Below are 16097 nucleotides of genomic sequence, written 5' to 3'. Positions count from 1 at the left end.
CGCGGTGACCCAGACGCCCGCGCCTGCCGAGCGTCCCGTGCCCGACTCCGGAGGCCGCCGCCCCCCGTGGGGGTCGCGCAGGGTGGGGCGGTGGGCGTCGGTGGTCGTCCTGGTGCTGGCAGGCGTCGCGGTGCTCGCGCTGGCCCTGGCCGGGGTGGTCGGCTCGAACGGCGCCTCGGCGACCCGGCCGCGCCCCAGCACGAGCGGGCCGCCGGGCGACTCGGCGACGCCGGCGCCTGACCGTGACCAGCAGCAGCTCGACGCACTGACCGCCCTGCTCGCCGCCCGACGGCACGCGGTGCTCACCCACGATCGCGCGGCCTGGCTGGCGACCGTCGACCCGCGCGATCCGCGCTTCCAGAACGCGCAGGGCGCGGTGTTCGACCACCTCGCCGGCGTGCCGTTCAGCGACTGGAGCTACCAGTACGTCGGGCGAGCCCCTGACTTGTCGTCCCAGCGACGGCGCGAGCTCGGCGGCGAGGCCTGGGTCGCCCGGGTGCTGGCCGGTTACCGGCTGCGCGGTTTCGACACGACCACGTCGTACGCCGAGCAGGACCTCACGGTCGTGCGGCGCGACACGCAGTGGTTCGTCGCCTCGACGAGCGACGGCGGCACGGCGCCGCAGCCGTGGGACCTCGGAGCGGTTCACGTGGCCCGCGGCGACCACGTCCTCGTGCTGGGCACCGCGGCGCCGGCGACGCTGCGCCAGTACGCGACGCTCGGCGACCGCGCGGTGCGGCAGGTCAGCGGCGTCTGGGGCACCCGGTGGAGCCGCAAGGCCGTGCTGGTCGCCCCGCGCGGACAGCACGAGTTCGGGCAGCTGCTGCTGCGCGACGACGCCGGCCTCGACCAGGTGGCCGCCGTGACGACCGGCGACCTCGGCGGTGGCTCGGGCGCAGCCGAGCCCAGCGGTCGTGCCGGAAACGACCGCGTGGTCATCAACCCCGCCGCGTTCGCCCGGCTCGGCAGTACCGGTCGTCGGGTCGTGCTGACCCACGAGATGACCCACGTCGCGGTGCGCCAGAGCACGACGTCGGCCGTCCCCATCTGGCTGTCGGAGGGCTTCGCCGACTTCGTCGGCTACTCCGGCACGGGGGTGAGCCGGCGGGTCGGCGCGGGCGACCTCCTGGCGCAGGTGCGGGCCGGTCACGGCCCCACGCACCTGCCGTCATCCGACGACTTCGACCCGACCCGCACGACCATCGCGCCGTCGTACTCGGCGTCGTGGCTGGCCTGCTCGCTGATCGCCGACACCTACGGCACCGACCAGCTGGTCGCCCTGTACCGCCGAGCGGCCACCGCCCCGACCGACGGCAGCGCGCCGGACCCCGAGCAGCAGCTCGAGTCGGCCTTCCGCCGGGTGCTGGGCACCACGACCGCGGCCTTCACCCGTGACTGGCTGCGCTACGTCAACCGGCTGGCCCGACCGTGACGGCGCGCGCGCAGCGCCTCGCCCCCTGGGCGGTGCTCGGGGTGCTGACGGTGGCGCTGGTGGCCGTCGCGGTCGTGGTGGTGCCGTGGTCGACCTACCCGGGTGTCGACCCGATGCCGGCCCGCGACTTCACCTCCGCGCAGCTGGCCCGTGACACGGCGTTCCACGCCGACCTGCGGGTGTGGACCTATCCGCGCGTGGCACTCGTGCTGCTGGTGACGCTGGCGCTGGGCCTGACGCCGGCCGGTGGCCGGCTGGTCGCGTGGTGCGGCCGCCGCCTGGGCGGCTCGTGGGTCGCCACGGTGGTCGGCGGGACGGTCGCGCTCACGGCCGTCACGACGGTGGTGGCCCTGCCGCTGTCGGCCGCCGCCGAGGTGGTGCTGCGCCGGTACGGGCTGTCGACGCAGGCCTGGCCGGCGTGGTCGCTCGACGTGCTGAAGGCGACGGCGCTGAGCGCGGTGGTCACCGCCCTCGGTCTGGTGCTGGTCGTGGGGTTCGCGCGCCGCTGGCCGTCGGGATGGTGGCTGCCCGCCGCCGCGGCGGCGGCCGCGCTCGTCGTCATCGGCTCCGTGCTCTACCCGCTCGTCGTCGAGCCGTTGACCAACGACTTCCGGTCGATGCCGCCGTCCGCCCAGCGCACGGCCTTGCTGCAGCTCGCCGCCCGCGACGGGCAGCCGGTGCGCGACGTCCTCGTGGCCGACGCCTCACGGCGCACCACGGCCGAGAACGCCTACGTGTCGGGCCTCGGCGCCACCCGCCGCCTGGTCGTCTACGACACCCTGCTGCGCCGCGCCGACGAGCGCGAGGTCGAGCTCGTGGTGGCCCACGAGCTGGGCCACGTCGCACACCACGACGTCGCCCGTGGCACCGCGCTCGGCGCGCTGGGTGCCGCGTGGGCCGTGGTGGCGCTCGCGCTGCTGAGCCGACGGCGCTGGTGGTGGCGCCGGTCGGGCGCCGCCGGCGTCGGCGACCCGCGGGCGGTGGCGCTGCTTCTCGCCCTGCTGTCCGCCGGCAGCCTCCTCGCCGCGCCCGCCAGCACCCTGGTGTCGCGGCGGATCGAGGCCAGTGCCGACGTCCACGCGCTGGAGCTGACCCGCGACCCCGTCACCTTCGCGGCCATGCAGCGCCAGCTCGCGGTGGCCAACATCAGTGACCTGCAGCCGCGGTGGTATCGCGAGCTGCTGTTCGAGACCCACCCCTCGCCACCGTGGCGGGTGGCGCTGGCTCGAGCGTGGGCGCAGCAGCACGACCTGCCGGCGCCACCGCCCGTGCGCTGAGGCGATGCAGCGCGCCCCGTCCTGCGGTTCGTCGTGACGCCTCCTACGGTGAGGAGCGCACGGTCGTGTCGTCGAGGCGAAGGAGATCAGCATGCCCACCCGTACCGCTCGCACGGCCTGGAACGGCACCCTCAACGAGGGCTCCGGTCAGGTCGAGCTCACCAGCTCGGGCGTCGGCACCTACGAGGTGTCGTTCCCGAAGCGCGCCGCTGACGACGCGGGCGGGACGACCAGCCCGGAGGAGCTCATCGCGGCGGCGCACTCGTCGTGCTACGCGATGCAGCTGTCGGCGCTCGTCGCCCAGGCCGGCGGCACACCGCAGTCCCTCGACGTGCGCGCCGACGTCAGCCTCGGGCCCGACCCGGCCGGCGGGTTCCGGCTCACCGGCATCACGCTGACCGTGCGCGGCGAGGTCGACGGACTGGACGCCGACGGCTTCGCCCGCGCGGCCGAGGAGGCCAAGGCCAGCTGCCCGGTGAGCAAGGCGCTGACCGGCGTCGAGATCACCTTGGACGCCGCGCTCGAGCAGTAGCCGGGGCCGCGGGAGTCGGTGGTGGCGGTCAGTAGGGTCACGGTGTGGCCACCGGACGCACGCTGATCGTCACCAACGACTTCCCGCCCCGCACCGGCGGCATCGAGTCGTTCGTGCTCGCCATGGCCCAGCGGATGGCCGCCGCCGATGTGGTCGTGCACACCGCGCGACAGCGCGGCGACGCCGAGTACGACGCGCAGCTGGACTTCGAGGTCGTGCGCGACCCGTCGCCGATCATGCTGCCGACGCCGCAGATCGCCCGGCGCAGCGCCGAGATCGCCCGCTCACGCGGCTGCGACCGCGTGTGGTTCGGCGCGGCGGCACCGCTCGGCCTCATGGCCCCGACGTTGCGCCGAGCGGGCGTCAGCCGCACCGTGGCCACGACCCACGGCCACGAGATCTGGTGGTCGTCGGTGCCGGGGGCCCGGCAGCTGCTGCGGCGCATCGGCGAGCGCAACGACGTCCTCACCTACCTCGGTGAGTACTGCCGCTCGCGCATCGAGCGGCCACTCACGCCGTCGGCCCGGGCTCGGATGGTCCAGCTCACGCCAGGGGTCGACGACACGGTGTTCCGGCCGGGGTCAGGCGGCGCCGAGGTGCGGGCCGAGCTCGGCCTGGGCGGCCGGCCGGTGGTCGTCTGCATCTCGCGCATGGTGGCGCGCAAGGGGCAGGACGTGCTCGTGGAGGCGCTGCCGCTGATCCGTCGGCGCGTGCCGGACGCCGCCCTGCTGCTGGTCGGCGACGGCCCGCACCGCCGGTCCGTCGAGCGTCGCGTCGCCGCGCTGGGCCTGCAGGACGACGTGGTGCTCACCGGCCGCGTTCCCTGGCAGCGCACGCCGGCGTACTACGACGCCGGCGACGTCTTCGCCATGCCGACCCGCACGCGGCTGATGGGTCTGGAGCCGGAGGCCCTCGGCATCTGCTACCTCGAGGCGGCCGCCACGCAGCTGCCGGTGGTCGTGGGCGACTCCGGCGGGGCTCCGGACGCCGTGCTGGAGGGCGAGAACGGCTTCGTGGTGCCGGGCCGTTCGGTCGAAGCCGTGGCCGACCGGGTCGCCACCTTGCTCGAGGACCGGGCGCTGGCCGAGCGCTTCGGCCGGCGCGGCCGCGAGTGGGTGGCGGCGCAGTGGCGCTGGGACGACCTCGCGCTGCGGCTGCAAGCGCTGCTGGCCGGTCAGCCGGTCTCGCGCGAGCTCGGCTGACTCGAGGGCGCGGCCGCTCGCCGTGCCGGTGACACGGGCGACGCCGCCACCGCGAGCGCGACGAGCGCGCCCACCAGCCAGTACTGGTTGTAGAAGGCCTGCTTGTTGACCAGGTTGGCCACCAGCAGCACCAGCGCCAGCCAGCCGAGCAGCTCGGGCAGGTCCGGACGGCGCCGCCACACCGCTACGCACGCGCCCACGAGGACGCTGAGCACCACCAGGCCGGTGAGCCAGAACGGGGGCGTCCAGCCCAGCTCGGTGCGCGCGGCGATGAACCAGGTGTTCGCGAACCTGATCGGGTGGAACGACACCAGCAGCGAGACGGTGTCGTGCCAGAAGTCGCCGGGGGAGACGACGAACCAGGGCAGCACGAGCAGCCCGGCGAGCCCGCCGCTCGCCACCGCGCGGCGCCAGCCGAACGCCGGCCAGCAGGCCAGCACGGGTAGCAGCACCGCGAGGTGCTGCTTGCTGGCGCAGCCGAGCGCGAGCGGCAGCACGGCCCACCAGGCCCGGCGGCGTTGCACGAGGAGCGCCCAGCCGGCGAGGCACGCGAACAGCAGCGGCTCGGTCCAGGCCTGCTCGGCCTGCGTGACGGCGCCAGGGGCGAGCGCGAGGAGCGTGGCGGCGCCGAGCGACAGGGCCGACCACCGCGGCGCGGGCGGCGCGTCGGCCGCGCGCGGTGCGAGCAGTGCCGTGCAGGCGAGCCCCACGAGCAAGGCCACGAGCAGGGCCCACCGCACGTCACCGGCGAGCCAGCGACCGGGAGCCAGCAGCACGGCCGTCCAGGGCAGGTAGGTGAACGCGTCCTGGATGCCAGGCGAGTTCTGCCACGTCATCGCGTACATGTTGTGGCCGTGCGCCAAGCCGTCGGCGGCCTGCTGCAGGGTCACCCAGACGTCGATGCGTGGCGCGGGCACCACGGCGATCGTCGCGACGGCGACGGCCACGACGCCGAGCGCCGCCACCACAGCGGCGGTCAGCCGCCCGAGCGGCTCGGGCAGCGCCAGCGCGGCCGCGGCGAGCAGCGTGGCGGCAGCGACCAGGTGAGCGAGCAGCCGGCGGTGCCCGGCATCGGCGTGGCTGAAGAACGGGACGGCCTCGGCCACGACGAAGGCCACGACCAGCGCGCCGGCGAGCACCGGACGGGGCAGGGCGCCCAGCCGCCACCGACGCAGCAGCGCCGTGGCCAGCAGCACCATGGCGCTGGTCAGGACGACGACGATGCCGAGCCGGTACCGGACGACGCTCCACTGGAGCGCGGTGAAGTATCCGAGCCAGACGACCAGCAGGCTGGCCGCGGCTGCTGTGGGATTCAGCGGTACAGCTCCTCGACCTCGCCGGCGAAGTCCTTCATCACCACGCTGCGCTTGAGCTTCAGTGACGGCGTGAGGTAGCCGCCCTCCTCGGTGAAGTCGACCGGCAGGATCCGGAACTTGCGGATCGACTCTGCCTTGCTCACCGCCCGGTTGGCGTCGTCGACGGCGCGCTGCACCTCCGCCTGCACGGCGGCGTCGCCCGCAGCGGTGTCGACGTCCATCGCCGACAGGCCGTTGTTCGACAGCCAGACCGGCAGCATCTCGGCGTCGAGGGTGATGAGCGCCCCGATGAACGGCTTCTGGTCGCCGACGACGATGCACTGCGACACCAGCGGGTGCGCGCGGATGCGGTCCTCCAACACCGCCGGCGCGACGTTCTTGCCGCCCGCGGTCACGAGGATCTCCTTCTTGCGGCCGGTGATGCGCAGGTAGCCGTCGGAGTCGAGCGTCCCGAGGTCGCCGCTGTGGAACCACCCGCCGGCCAGGGCCTCGGCCGTGGCCTGCTCGTTGTTCCAGTAGCCCTTCATGACGTGCGGGCCCTTGATGAGCACCTCGCCGTCGTCGGCGATGCGCACCGAGTTGCCGGGCAGCGGCGGCCCGACGGTGCCGATCTTGATCAGGTCGGGGGTGTTCACCGTGGTGGGCGCCGTGGTCTCGGTGAGGCCGTAGCCCTCGAGCACCGTGATCCCGGCGCCGCGGAAGAAGTGGCCGAGGCGCTCGCCGAGCGGTGCGCCACCCGACACCGCGTACTGCACGTGGCCGCCCATGGCTGCGCGCAGCTTCGCGTACACCAGCTTGTCGAACACCGCGTGCTTGAGGCGCAGGCCCAGGCCGCCGCCGCCCTCCTGCTGCGCCTTGCTCCACGCCACGGCGGTGTCGGCCGCAGCGTGGAAGATCCGGCCCTTGCCCTCGCCCTCGGCCTTGGCCTCGGCGGAGTTGTAGATCTTCTCGAACACGCGGGGCACCGAGAGCACGAAGGTCGGCTGGAACTCCGCGAGGTCGTCGAGCAGGCTCTTGATGTCGGCGGTGTGGCCCAACCGGGCCCCGGCCGTCACGGTCAGCACCTGGATGAACCGCGCGAACACGTGGGCGAGCGGGAGGAAGAGCAGCGTCGAGGCGCCCTCGGCGCTCACCACCTGGTTGAGCCGCGCCACCGCGTTGTCGCACAGCGCCATGAAGTTGAGGTGGGTGAGCTCGCAGCCCTTGGGCCGGCCGGTGGTGCCGGAGGTGTAGATGAGGGTCGCGATGTCGTCCGGACGGGCCGCCGCGCGCCGCTCGTCGACGGCGTGGGCGTCCTGGTCGGCCCCGGCGGCGATGACGTCGTCGAGGCCACCGGCGTCGATCTGCCAGACGTCCGAGAGCTCGGGGAGCTCCTGGCGCACCGAGCCGACGGTCTTGGCGTGCGAGGCCGTCTCGACGACGCACGCGACCGCGCCGGAGTCGCTGAGGATCCACGAGACCTGCTCGGCGGAGGACGTCTCGTAGATCGGCACCGTGATGGCACCGGCCGACCAGATGGCGAAGTCGACGAGCGTCCACTCGTAGCGCGTCTTGCTCATCAGGGCCACGCGGTCGCCGGGCTGGATCCCCGCGGCGATCAGGCCCAGGGCGACCTGCTGCACCTGAGTGGCGAACTCGGCGGCGGTGACGTCCTGCCAGCGGCCCTGCACGCGGCGGCTGAACAGCACGCGGTCGGGGCTCTGCGCGGCGTGCTTGACCACCAGCGAGCTGGTGTTCCCGGTGGTGGGCTCGGCGACCAGCGCGGGAACGGAGAACTCGGCCACAGGGTGCCTCCTTGCGAGGGGGGAGCCCCGACCCTACCGGCGAGTAGGGTCCAGGTCACGGCTGGCCGACAGCGTCGTGGCCGCTGTCGTCGTCCCCAGTGTCGCAGTCCTCGGCGGGCCCAGGGGGCACCTCGGACCGCACGGGTGCGCGATGCTGGGGCGGTGCCCGCCATCGACCTCGTCGACGACACCTTCGTCGTGGCCGCTCCCGAGCGGCTGGCCGAGGTGGTGGCCGACCCCGAGCGGTGGCGGGGGTGGTGGCCCGACCTGCAGCTGACGACGACGCGCGACCGCGGGGTCAAGGGCCGGCAGTGGCGGGTGCGGGGCGCGCTCGTCGGCACGGCCGAGGTGTGGCTCGAACCGTGGCGTGACGGCGTGATCGTCCACTGCTACCTGCGGTGCGAGATCCCCGGTGCGGGTGGGGCGACCACGGCCGCACGAGCGGTCGACCGCGAGCGGCGGCGGCGTGCCCAGGCCTGGAAGCGCGTCGTGCACGCCCTCAAGGACGCGCTGGAGGTCAAGGACCAGGCCGTTGCTGCCGACGTGCACCGCGACCGCCCTCAGCAGACAGAGGAGAGCCTGGCCCGATGACGCACGCCCCTTCGGACGACCTGCCGGCGAGCTGCCCGTCGTGCGGTGCGGCGGTGCGCCAGTCCGTGCCCTGGTGCCTGCAGTGCTACTCCACGCTGCGTCCCGAGCCGGACCCCGAGCCGGACCCCGAGCCGGACCCCGAACCGGAGCCGGAGTCGCGGCCGGAGTCAGCGTCAGAGTCAGAGTCGGGGTCGGAGTCGGAGTCGGAGTCGGCAGACCGTGCCGCGGTCGACGTCGATGCTGTCGCCGAGCGCATGCTGGCCGAGCTGCGGGCGACCCAGCGCACCAGTGCGTCGGCGCTGCCGACGTCCCGCGCAGCGCGAGCGGGCGCCGTCGTGGCACTGCTGGTGGCGCTGGTCCTGGGGTTCGTCCTCGTCCTGACCGTCGTCGGCCACCTGCTGTAGTCCCGCACCTGCTGGCCGCCCGGCGGCGCCCGGTAGCCTTCGGAGCGACCGGTGGCGGCCCCGCACCGGACGTTCCGGACGCATCGCCGACGAAGGGCACCGCAGATGGCTGACCGCACCGAGTCGAGCACGGTCGTCGAGGCGGCTCCGGTCGACGTCCTCGCCCTCATCGCGGACTTCGACGCCTACCCCGAGTGGACCGGCGCCGTGAAGTCCGCCGAGGTGCTCGCGCGCGGTGCGGGTGGCCGGGCCAAGCAGGTGCGGTTCGAGCTCGACGCCGGCGCCATCAAGGACACCTACGTCCTGGAGTACGCCTGGAAGGTCGCCAAGGTCGGCACCGGCACCGTCAGCTGGTGGCTGGTCGAGGCCGAGAACGTCCTCAAGGCGCTCGACGGCAGCTACACCCTGTCCGGCGAGCCGGGTGGCCCGACGACGGTGACGTACCAGCTCGCCGTCGACGTGCGCATCCCGATGCTCGGCATGCTCAAGCGCAAGGCTGAGAAGGGCATCATCTCGACCGCCCTGCAGGAGCTGAAGAAGCGGGCCGAGGGCTGATCGCTCGTGCGCGTCCTGGTGTTCACCGGCAAAGGCGGGGTGGGCAAGACCACCGTGTCGGCCGCGACCGCTGCCCACGCGGCGCGCCAGGGGGTCAAGACCCTCGTGGTGTCGACGGACGCCGCCCACTCCCTGGGCGACGCGCTGGGTGTCGACCTCGCACGCGACGCCGTGCACGAGATCGAGCCGGGGCTGTCGGCCGTGCAGGTCGACACCCGAGCCCGGCTCGCCGGCAGCTGGAGCGCGGTGCGGACCTACCTGGTCGACGCCCTGGCGGCGCTCGACGTCGACCCCGCTGACGCCGACGAGCTCGCCGCCCTGCCCGGTGCCGACGACGTCGCGACGCTGCTGGCCCTGCGCGAGCACGCTGCGGACGCTGCGTGGGACCTCGTCGTCGTCGACTGCGCGCCCACGGCCGACACGCTGCGCCTGCTGGCCCTGCCGGAGGCGCTGGGTCGCTTCGTCGACCGCCTGGTGCCGGCCCACCGCCGGCTCGCCCGGGCTCTCGCACCCGCCGTCGGGCTGGCCGCCGGCGTGCCGGCTCCCGGGCGAGACGTGCTCGCGGCCCTGCTGCGACTGCGCGCTGAGCTGCACGACGCGCTGTCCGTCGTGCGCTCGCCACAGGCGTCCGTGCGGCTGGTGCTCACTCCCGAGGCGGTGGTGCTCGCGGAGGCTCGCCGCACTCTCACCGCGTTGTCGCTGCACGGCTTCGTCGTCGACGGCGCCGTCGCCAACCGGGTGATCCCCGACGGTCCGGGATCGGCCTGGCAGCAGCGCTGGGTGCAGGCGCAGGCCGGGGTGCTCGCCGAGGTGCGCGACTCGTTCGGCGCGCTGCCGGTGAGCCTGCTCGGCTACCAGCCGGAGGAGCCCGTGGGAGTCGACGCGCTCGCGGCTCTGGGCGCCGACGTCGTCGGTGCCGCTGGGGTCGAGGGACTGCTGGAGGCGCCGGAGGGCCACGAGCCGCTGCGCGTCGAGCGGCTCGACGACACCTACGAGCTGGTGCTGCGGCTGCCCCTCACCCGCGCCGGTGACGTCGAGCTGGCGCGCCGCGACGACGAGCTGGTGGTCGGCGTGGGATCCCTGCGGCGCGTGCTCGCCCTGCCGTCGGTGCTGCGGCGGTGCGACGTGGCCGGTGCGCGCTTCGTGGGCGAGGCGCTGCACGTGCGTTTCGTCCCCGACGCCGACCTGTGGCCCGCCTCGTGAGCGCCCCCGCCGACGGCGCCGGTCGCGAGCCGCTGGGCTCGGCCGCAGACGAGGCCGCCCGGCTCGCCGAGGCGGTGCACGCCTGGTGGGCAGGGCGCTCGCAGGACGACACGTCTGCACCGTCGGCGCAGGCAGCACCTGGCGGCGAGCCGGCGTCGTCCGGCACCTGCCGCTACTGCCCGCTGTGTCGTGGCGTGGCGGCGGTGCACGCGTTGCGTCCGGAGGTGCTGGCGCACCTGGTCACCGCGGCCGAGTCGGTGGCCGCGGCGCTGCGCGAGCTGGCGCGTGAGGACGCACCGCCCGCGCGCTCGCATGGTGACCAGCCGTCCGGCCGCGCACACCGACCGCGTAGCGTCCGCATTCCGGTCGACGACGGCGAGCGCGCCGCCGAGTCGGGTGCATCGGGTAGCGAGGACGTCGAGTCACAGGAGGGGCACTGAGATGGGTCTGACGATCGGCGTCGACATCGGCGGCACGAAGATCGCCGCTGGCGTGGTCGACGAGAAGGGGACGCTGCTCGCGACGACGCGGCGCGAGACCCAGGCGTCCGACCCCGACGCGATCGAGCGCGAGGTGACCGACGCCGTCGCCGAGCTGCGCCGCGATCACGACGTCGAGGCGGTGGGTGTCGCGGCGGCGGGCTTCGTCGACGCCCACCGCGGCATCGTGCTCTTCGCACCCAACCTGGCCTGGCGCGAGGAGCCACTGCGCGACGAGCTGGCCGCGCGCATCGATCTGCCCGTGGTGGTCGAGAACGACGCCAACGCCGCCGCGTGGGGCGAGTTCACCTTCGGCACGGCCCGCGACGTCGACGACGCCGTGCTGGTCACCGTCGGCACGGGGCTCGGCGGAGGCATCGTCGTCGACGGCCGGCTGCTGCGCGGCCACGTGGGCGTCGGCGGCGAGCTGGGGCACCTGCGGGTCGTGCCCGACGGCATCCGGTGCGGCTGCGGCAACCGCGGCTGCTGGGAGCAGTACGCGAGCGGTTCGGCGCTCGAGCGCGAGGGGCGCGACCTGGTGGCCTCCGGCAGCGTCTACGCGGCCCGGCTCATCGAGTTGTGCGACGGCGACCCGGCCCGGCTGCGCGGGCAGATGATCACCGCCGCGGCGGCCGAGGGGGACGCGGCCGCGGTCGAGCTGCTGGCCGACCTCGGTCGGTGGCTCGGCGAGGGCATGGCATCGGTGGCCGCGGTGCTCGACCCGGCGCTGTTCGTCGTCGGCGGCGGCGTCGTCGAGGCCGGCGACCTGCTGATCGAGCCGGCGCGCGCGGCGCTGGGCCGTCAGCTCACCGGACGCTCGCACCGGCCACCCATCGAGGTGGAGGCGGCCACGCTGGGCAACGCGGCCGGCATGATCGGTGCGGCCGACCTGGCGCGCACGCGGTCGTGAACGAGCCGGCGCGCGCGGTCTGGTCGCGGCCGGCGATCGGGATCGACATCGGCGGCACGAAGGTGGCGGGTGGGCTGGTCGACGTCGACGGCCGCGTGCTGCACCGCGCGCGCCGCGAGACCCCGCACCGCAGCCAGAGCCCGCAGGTGGTCGAGGACACCATCGCGGAGGTGATCGAGGAGCTGCGCGGTCACCGGCAGGCCATCGCCGTCGGCATCGGTGCCGCGGGCTTCGTCGACGCGACGCAGTCGTCGGTGCTGTTCGCGCCGCACCTGTCGTGGCGCCATGAGCCGCTGCGGGACGCCATGCGCCGGCGCGTGGGCCTGCCCGTGGTCGTCGAGAACGACGCCAACGCGTCCCTGTGGGCCGAGGCGCGCTTTGGTGCCGGGCAGGGCGAGCCGATCATCGTGGGGGTCAACCTCGGCACCGGCATCGGTGGTGGCGTGCTCGTCGACGGTCGGCTGTTCCGCGGCAGCTTCGGCGTCGCGGGGGAGTTCGGGCACCTGCAGGTCGTGCCGGGCGGCCACCGCTGCGAGTGCGGCAACCGGGGGTGCTGGGAGCAGTACGCCAGCGGCAACGCGTTGGTGCGCGAGGCGCGCGAGCTCGCGGCAGCGCGCTCGCCAGTGGCCCACGGGCTGCTCGACCGCGTCGACGGCGATCCGGCTCGCATCACCGGGCCGCTGGTCACCGCCGCCGCCAAGGACGGCGACCCGGCGGCCGGCGAGCTGTTCGACGACGTCGGCCGCTGGCTGGGTGTCGGCCTGGCGAACCTCGCGGCCGCGTTCGATCCGGCGCTGTTCGTCATCGGTGGTGGCGTGTCGGAGGCGGGCGAGCTGCTGCTGGCGCCGGCCCGCGAGGCCTTCCGGCGTCAGCTGACCGGTCGTGGCTTTCGGCCCGAGGCGCGGATCGTGCGCGCCGAGCTCGGCAACGACGCCGGCCTGATCGGGGCGGCCGACCTCGCGCGCGACCACTCGCGGCTGTTCCGGCGGCGGCGTCGTCCCCGCCGCACACGACCGCGTGGCTGAGCGGGCGCCGGATCGTCGCGCCGTCGTCCGGGTCGTCACCTACAACGTGCGCGACCTGCTCGACGACCGCGACGCCGTCGCCCACGTGGTGCGCGCGTGCCGCCCGGACGTCCTGTGCCTGCAGGAGGCGCCGCGCCGGCCGCTCACGGCGCACCGGCTGCGCCGGCTGGCGCGCGAGAGCGCGCTGCGCTGGGTCAGTGGCGGCCGGGCCAGCGGCGGCACCGCCGTGCTCGTGCACCCGCGGCTGGACGTCGTCGAGGCCGCGGCGCACCGCCTGCCGGTGACGGGGTGGCTGACGCGGCGGCGCGGCGTCGCGGCCGCGACGGTGGCCACCGCGGACGGCGCCCGGCTGACCGTGGTGTCGGTGCACCTGTCGCTGCGGGCCGAGGAGCGGGTGCGTCACGTCGGCAGGGTGCTCGAGCGCTGGGCGGCGCAGCCCGGGCCGCTCGTGGTCGCCGGTGATCTCAACGAGCTACCGGGCGGCCCCTCGTGGACGGCGCTGGGCGCCCAGCTGCACGACGTGGCCGCGACGGGCGCCGCGACCTTCCCGGCGCGGCGTCCGCGCAGCCGCATCGACGCGGTCTTCGTCGGGCCGGGAGTCGAGGTGGTCGGCGTCCACGTGGCCGGGGCCAGTGAAGGCCTGGACGCCGACGTGCTCACCGCCGCGAGCGACCACCGGCCCGTCGTCGTCGACCTGCGCCTCAGTGGGGGGCGCGTTCGCGCCATCCAGGGTTGAGCTCACCGGCCAGCTGCTCGAGGAACAACCCGATGTCGGTCACCACGCCGCGCGCCTGCGACGACCCGCGGTCGGCCAGCTTGGTCACGGTGGCGGGGTTGATGTCGACGCACACCAGCGGCACCGAGGCCGGCAGCAGGTTGCCGGTCGCCACCGAGTGCAGCATGGTCGCGACCATGATCGCGAAGCCGACGCCGTCGAGGGCCTCACGCATGCGCCGCTGACCCACGATGACGTCGGTGACGACGTCCGGCAGCGGGCCGTCGTCGCGCACCGAACCGACGAGCACGAACGGCTTGCCGGCGCGCACCAGCGCGTGCATCACGCCGGAGGTGAGCACCCCGGACTCCACCGCGGCGCCGATCGACCCCGCGGCGCGGATCTGGTTGATCGCGCGGATGTGGTGCTCGTGACCGTGCTCGACGCCGCGGCCCTTCGACAGGTCGACGCCGAGCGAGGTGCCGTAGAGGGCGGACTCGATGTCGTGCGTCGCGATCGCGTTGCCGCCGAACAGGACGTCGACGAATCCGGCCTCGACCAGCGCGACCATCGCCGGAGCGGCGCCGGTGTGGATCACGGCCGGCCCGGCGACCCACAGCACGTTGCGGCCCGACTCCTTGACCGTCCGCATCTCCTGAGCGATCTGGCGCACGAGCAGCGCCTGCGGCTTCTCGCTGGAGACCTCGGAGTTCATGAACTCGAACACCTGGCCGTCGTCGGGGAAATCCGGTGTCGGCTGGATCACGCGCACGCCGGATGCTCCGCACACGACGAGGTCACCGGTGCGCACGTCGCTCACCGGCACCGTGCGCACGCGCCGCGAGCCGGGATCGCCCGTGACGAGCAGGCCGCAGTCCATCTCGGGCTGGGCGACGTCGACCCAGCGGCCGTCGAGGCGCACCTGGGTGTCGAGGTTGGTGGTGGAGTAGAAGTCGGCGGGGAACACGCCGTCCGCGCTCACCTCGCGCAGCGTCGGATCGCCCGGGTGGGCCAGGTTGATGCCGTAGGTGTTGAGCCGCATGACGATCGAGTCGAGCAGCTGCTCGTCGTCGGCGGTCAGCCTGATCCGCGCGTACGACTCGTCGTGGTGGTCCTTGCCGACGTCGAACCGCTCGATGACGTAGTCGCCGCCGAGCGAGCGGACGTCGTCGACGCACCGCGACAGCACGCCGCTGTCGAGCAGGTGCCCAGTGATCTCCACGGTCTCCGAAGCAGCCACGCGCCGATCCTGCCAGACCCTCGGGTCGGCTCAGACCACCGCGCCGTCGTCGTCGCCGTCGTCGCGGGTCGGGGGCAGCCGCAGCACCAGGACGGCGAAGCCGGCGATGAACGCCAGGGCGGCCAGTCCCAGCCACAGCCGGCTCGTGTCCCGCCAGAACAGCCCTGCGCACAGCAGGAACACCGGACCGAGCAGCACCCCGGCCCAGGCCAGCCCGGTGAAAAGGTCGGTGCGCGGGAGGGGTGGCGGCTCGGGCGGCTGGTAGTGGTCGTCACCTGCCTCGGCGAGCTCCCAGTCGCGGGGGCCCGGTGTCGGAGCCACCGGCCGGGCGCCGTCGTCAGCCCTGTCACTAGCCCCGTCGTCAGCCCTGTCGCCAGTGCGGTCGGGCGGCTGCGTGGTGGTCGGCTCCGGGGTGGGCAGCCCGTGGTCGCGGACGTAGCGGATCTGCTCCATCGACGACGCCCCGGGTGGCTGGTCGCGGGGCGGTGCCGGGGTGTCGGTGTCCTCCGACGCAGGCCAGCGCGGCACGGGGTCGGTCGTCTCGGTGTCCCAGCCCGCAATGATCTCCGCGAACGCGGCATCGAGGTCCGCGTCGCCTCCGGAGTGGTCGCGCTCGGGGGCCATGGCGTCAGCCTGTCAGCCGCTGGACGAAGGCGAGGCTCTCGCGCTCGATGAGGTCCGCGTCGTGGTCCAGGGTCGCGACGTGGAAGCTGCGCTCGAGCAGCAGCTCGGTGACGTCCTTGCTCGACACCCGGGCCAGCACGAGCTCGGAGCTGGCGACCGGCACGACGTGGTCCTGCGGTGAGTGCATGAGCAGCAGCGGCTGGGTCACCTGCGGCAGGTCGCGGGCGACCTCGCGCATGGCGCGCACGAACGAGTGCAGCGCCTTGAGGGGGGTGCGGTCGTAGGCCAGCTCGGTGCTACCCGACGCGGCGATGTCGCTGGCGATGCCCGCGAGCGAGGGCACGAGGTGCTTGAGCACCGGCAGCGCCTTGAGTCGGGGGTCGCCCAGCGTGACGGCGGGGTTGACCAGCATCAGGCCGGTGACGTCGGCGGGCCGGGTCTGGGCGAGGCGCAGGGCGAGGGCGCCGCCCATCGACAGGCCTCCCACGAACACGCGGTCGCACCGGCCGACGAGCTCGGTGAGCGCCCGGTCGACCTCGGCGAACCAGTCCGGCCACTCGGTGCGGTTCATCTCCGGCCAGCTCGTGCCGTGACCGGGCAGCCGGGGCAGTCGCACGGTGTGGCCGGCCGCGGCGAGCGCGCTCGCCCAGGGCCGCAGACTCTGCGGAGTGCCGGTGAACCCGTGGCACAGCAGCACGCCGGTGTCACCACCGTCGTGGGCGAACGGCTCGGCGCCGGGCATCACGGGCACGTGGGCTCCTTCACGGTCTTCCGCCGGCCTTCGCAGCATCGTTCCACGCCCCGTGGC

Annotated in this window: 17 protein-coding genes; 12 read left to right on the top strand and 5 right to left on the bottom strand. The window is 74.4% G+C overall.

Going from position 1 to position 16097, the window contains the following annotated elements:
• The first annotated feature begins 4 nt into the window (after positions 1–4).
• The 4 genes from ASD06_RS11500 to ASD06_RS11485 all read left to right on the top strand — a co-directional run bounded on the left by ASD06_RS11500 (position 5) and on the right by ASD06_RS11485 (position 4443).
• On the top strand, positions 5–1432 hold the full coding sequence (locus ASD06_RS11500; RefSeq protein WP_157371669.1) for a hypothetical protein: 1428 nt from the start codon (positions 5–7) through the stop codon (positions 1430–1432).
• Entirely contained in the window at positions 1429–2709 is a 1281-nt protein-coding gene (locus ASD06_RS11495) for a M48 family metalloprotease (protein ID WP_056677417.1), read from the top strand. The genes ASD06_RS11500 and ASD06_RS11495 overlap by 4 nt, the downstream gene beginning before the upstream one ends.
• A gap of 91 nt (positions 2710–2800) precedes the next feature.
• Positions 2801–3241 carry an OsmC family protein gene (locus ASD06_RS11490; protein WP_056677414.1) on the top strand — a complete coding sequence of 147 codons (441 nt, stop codon included), beginning with the start codon at positions 2801–2803 and terminating at the stop codon, positions 3239–3241.
• A gap of 44 nt (positions 3242–3285) precedes the next feature.
• The gene (locus ASD06_RS11485; protein ID WP_056677410.1) at positions 3286–4443 is read left to right on the top strand and encodes a glycosyltransferase family 4 protein; all 1158 of its coding nucleotides are present in this window, start codon (positions 3286–3288) and stop codon (positions 4441–4443) included.
• Here ASD06_RS11485 and ASD06_RS11480 read toward each other — a convergent pair.
• Positions 4416–5642, bottom strand: coding sequence for a hypothetical protein (locus tag ASD06_RS11480; protein ID WP_157371668.1), 1227 nt, complete (start codon positions 5640–5642; stop codon positions 4416–4418). The genes ASD06_RS11485 and ASD06_RS11480 overlap by 28 nt on opposite strands.
• Before the next feature lie 113 nt (positions 5643–5755).
• A complete protein-coding gene (locus ASD06_RS11475) occupies positions 5756–7543 on the bottom strand; it encodes a long-chain fatty acid--CoA ligase (RefSeq protein ID WP_056677407.1) in 1788 nt (595 codons plus the stop codon).
• A 162-nt stretch (positions 7544–7705) separates the two neighbouring features.
• Here ASD06_RS11475 and ASD06_RS11470 point away from each other — a divergent pair, with 162 nt between their 5' ends.
• The 8 genes from ASD06_RS11470 to ASD06_RS11435 all read left to right on the top strand — a co-directional run bounded on the left by ASD06_RS11470 (position 7706) and on the right by ASD06_RS11435 (position 13446).
• Positions 7706–8134 carry a polyketide cyclase / dehydrase and lipid transport gene (locus ASD06_RS11470; protein WP_200942092.1) on the top strand — a complete coding sequence of 143 codons (429 nt, stop codon included), beginning with the start codon at positions 7706–7708 and terminating at the stop codon, positions 8132–8134.
• Positions 8131–8538: a hypothetical protein gene (locus ASD06_RS11465; RefSeq protein ID WP_056677404.1), complete on the top strand. Its 408-nt coding sequence runs from the start codon at positions 8131–8133 to the stop codon at positions 8536–8538. The genes ASD06_RS11470 and ASD06_RS11465 overlap by 4 nt, the downstream gene beginning before the upstream one ends.
• A gap of 105 nt (positions 8539–8643) precedes the next feature.
• Positions 8644–9093 (top strand): SRPBCC family protein, encoded by a 450-nt coding sequence (locus ASD06_RS11460; protein ID WP_056677401.1) that lies wholly within the window; start codon positions 8644–8646, stop codon positions 9091–9093.
• 6 nt (positions 9094–9099) lie between these two features.
• Positions 9100–10296, top strand: a complete 1197-nt coding sequence (locus tag ASD06_RS11455) for an ArsA family ATPase (protein WP_056677397.1) — start codon at positions 9100–9102, stop codon at positions 10294–10296.
• Complete coding sequence (locus ASD06_RS11450) at positions 10293–10736, top strand: hypothetical protein (protein ID WP_157371667.1); 444 nt, start codon at positions 10293–10295, stop codon at positions 10734–10736. The genes ASD06_RS11455 and ASD06_RS11450 overlap by 4 nt, the downstream gene beginning before the upstream one ends.
• A 1-nt stretch (position 10737) precedes the next feature.
• Entirely contained in the window at positions 10738–11685 is a 948-nt protein-coding gene (locus ASD06_RS11445; protein WP_056677391.1) for an ROK family glucokinase, read from the top strand.
• A complete protein-coding gene (locus ASD06_RS11440; protein ID WP_056677389.1) occupies positions 11682–12710 on the top strand; it encodes an ROK family glucokinase in 1029 nt (342 codons plus the stop codon). Before ASD06_RS11445 ends, ASD06_RS11440 begins: the two co-directional genes overlap by 4 nt.
• Positions 12703–13446, top strand: coding sequence for an endonuclease/exonuclease/phosphatase family protein (locus tag ASD06_RS11435; protein ID WP_056677387.1), 744 nt, complete (start codon positions 12703–12705; stop codon positions 13444–13446). Before ASD06_RS11440 ends, ASD06_RS11435 begins: the two co-directional genes overlap by 8 nt.
• On the opposite strand, the gene ASD06_RS11430 is transcribed toward ASD06_RS11435, so the two are convergent.
• The 3 genes from ASD06_RS11430 to ASD06_RS11420 are packed head-to-tail and all read right to left on the bottom strand — an operon-like array spanning position 13412 to position 16040.
• The gene (locus tag ASD06_RS11430) at positions 13412–14665 is read right to left on the bottom strand and encodes a TIGR00300 family protein (RefSeq protein ID WP_056677385.1); all 1254 of its coding nucleotides are present in this window, start codon (positions 14663–14665) and stop codon (positions 13412–13414) included. The two genes, ASD06_RS11435 and ASD06_RS11430, sit on opposite strands and share 35 nt — an antisense overlap.
• Before the next feature lie 30 nt (positions 14666–14695).
• Positions 14696–15289 (bottom strand): hypothetical protein, encoded by a 594-nt coding sequence (locus ASD06_RS11425; RefSeq protein ID WP_056677383.1) that lies wholly within the window; start codon positions 15287–15289, stop codon positions 14696–14698.
• A gap of 4 nt (positions 15290–15293) precedes the next feature.
• Positions 15294–16040 (bottom strand): alpha/beta fold hydrolase, encoded by a 747-nt coding sequence (locus tag ASD06_RS11420; RefSeq protein ID WP_157371666.1) that lies wholly within the window; start codon positions 16038–16040, stop codon positions 15294–15296.
• Positions 16041–16097: the final 57 nt, after the last annotated feature.

Origin of the sequence: Angustibacter sp. Root456, assembly GCF_001426435.1 — a bacterium.
Classification (GTDB): domain Bacteria; phylum Actinomycetota; class Actinomycetes; order Actinomycetales; family Angustibacteraceae; genus Angustibacter.
This window is presented reverse-complemented; position numbering and strand designations above follow the sequence as displayed.

Bases quoted from the DNA above. Each gene is read 5' to 3' on its own strand.
- ASD06_RS11460 (WP_056677401.1), top strand. From the start codon at position 8,644: ATGGCTGACCGCACCGAGTCGAGCACGGTCGTCGAGGCGGCTCCGGTC.
- ASD06_RS11480 (WP_157371668.1), bottom strand. From the start codon at position 5,642: ATGGTGCTGCTGGCCACGGCGCTGCTGCGTCGGTGGCGGCTGGGCGCC.
- ASD06_RS11465 (WP_056677404.1), top strand. From the start codon at position 8,131: ATGACGCACGCCCCTTCGGACGACCTGCCGGCGAGCTGCCCGTCGTGC.
- ASD06_RS11425 (WP_056677383.1), bottom strand. From the start codon at position 15,289: ATGGCCCCCGAGCGCGACCACTCCGGAGGCGACGCGGACCTCGATGCC.
- ASD06_RS11445 (WP_056677391.1), top strand. From the start codon at position 10,738: ATGGGTCTGACGATCGGCGTCGACATCGGCGGCACGAAGATCGCCGCT.
- ASD06_RS11490 (WP_056677414.1), top strand. From the start codon at position 2,801: ATGCCCACCCGTACCGCTCGCACGGCCTGGAACGGCACCCTCAACGAG.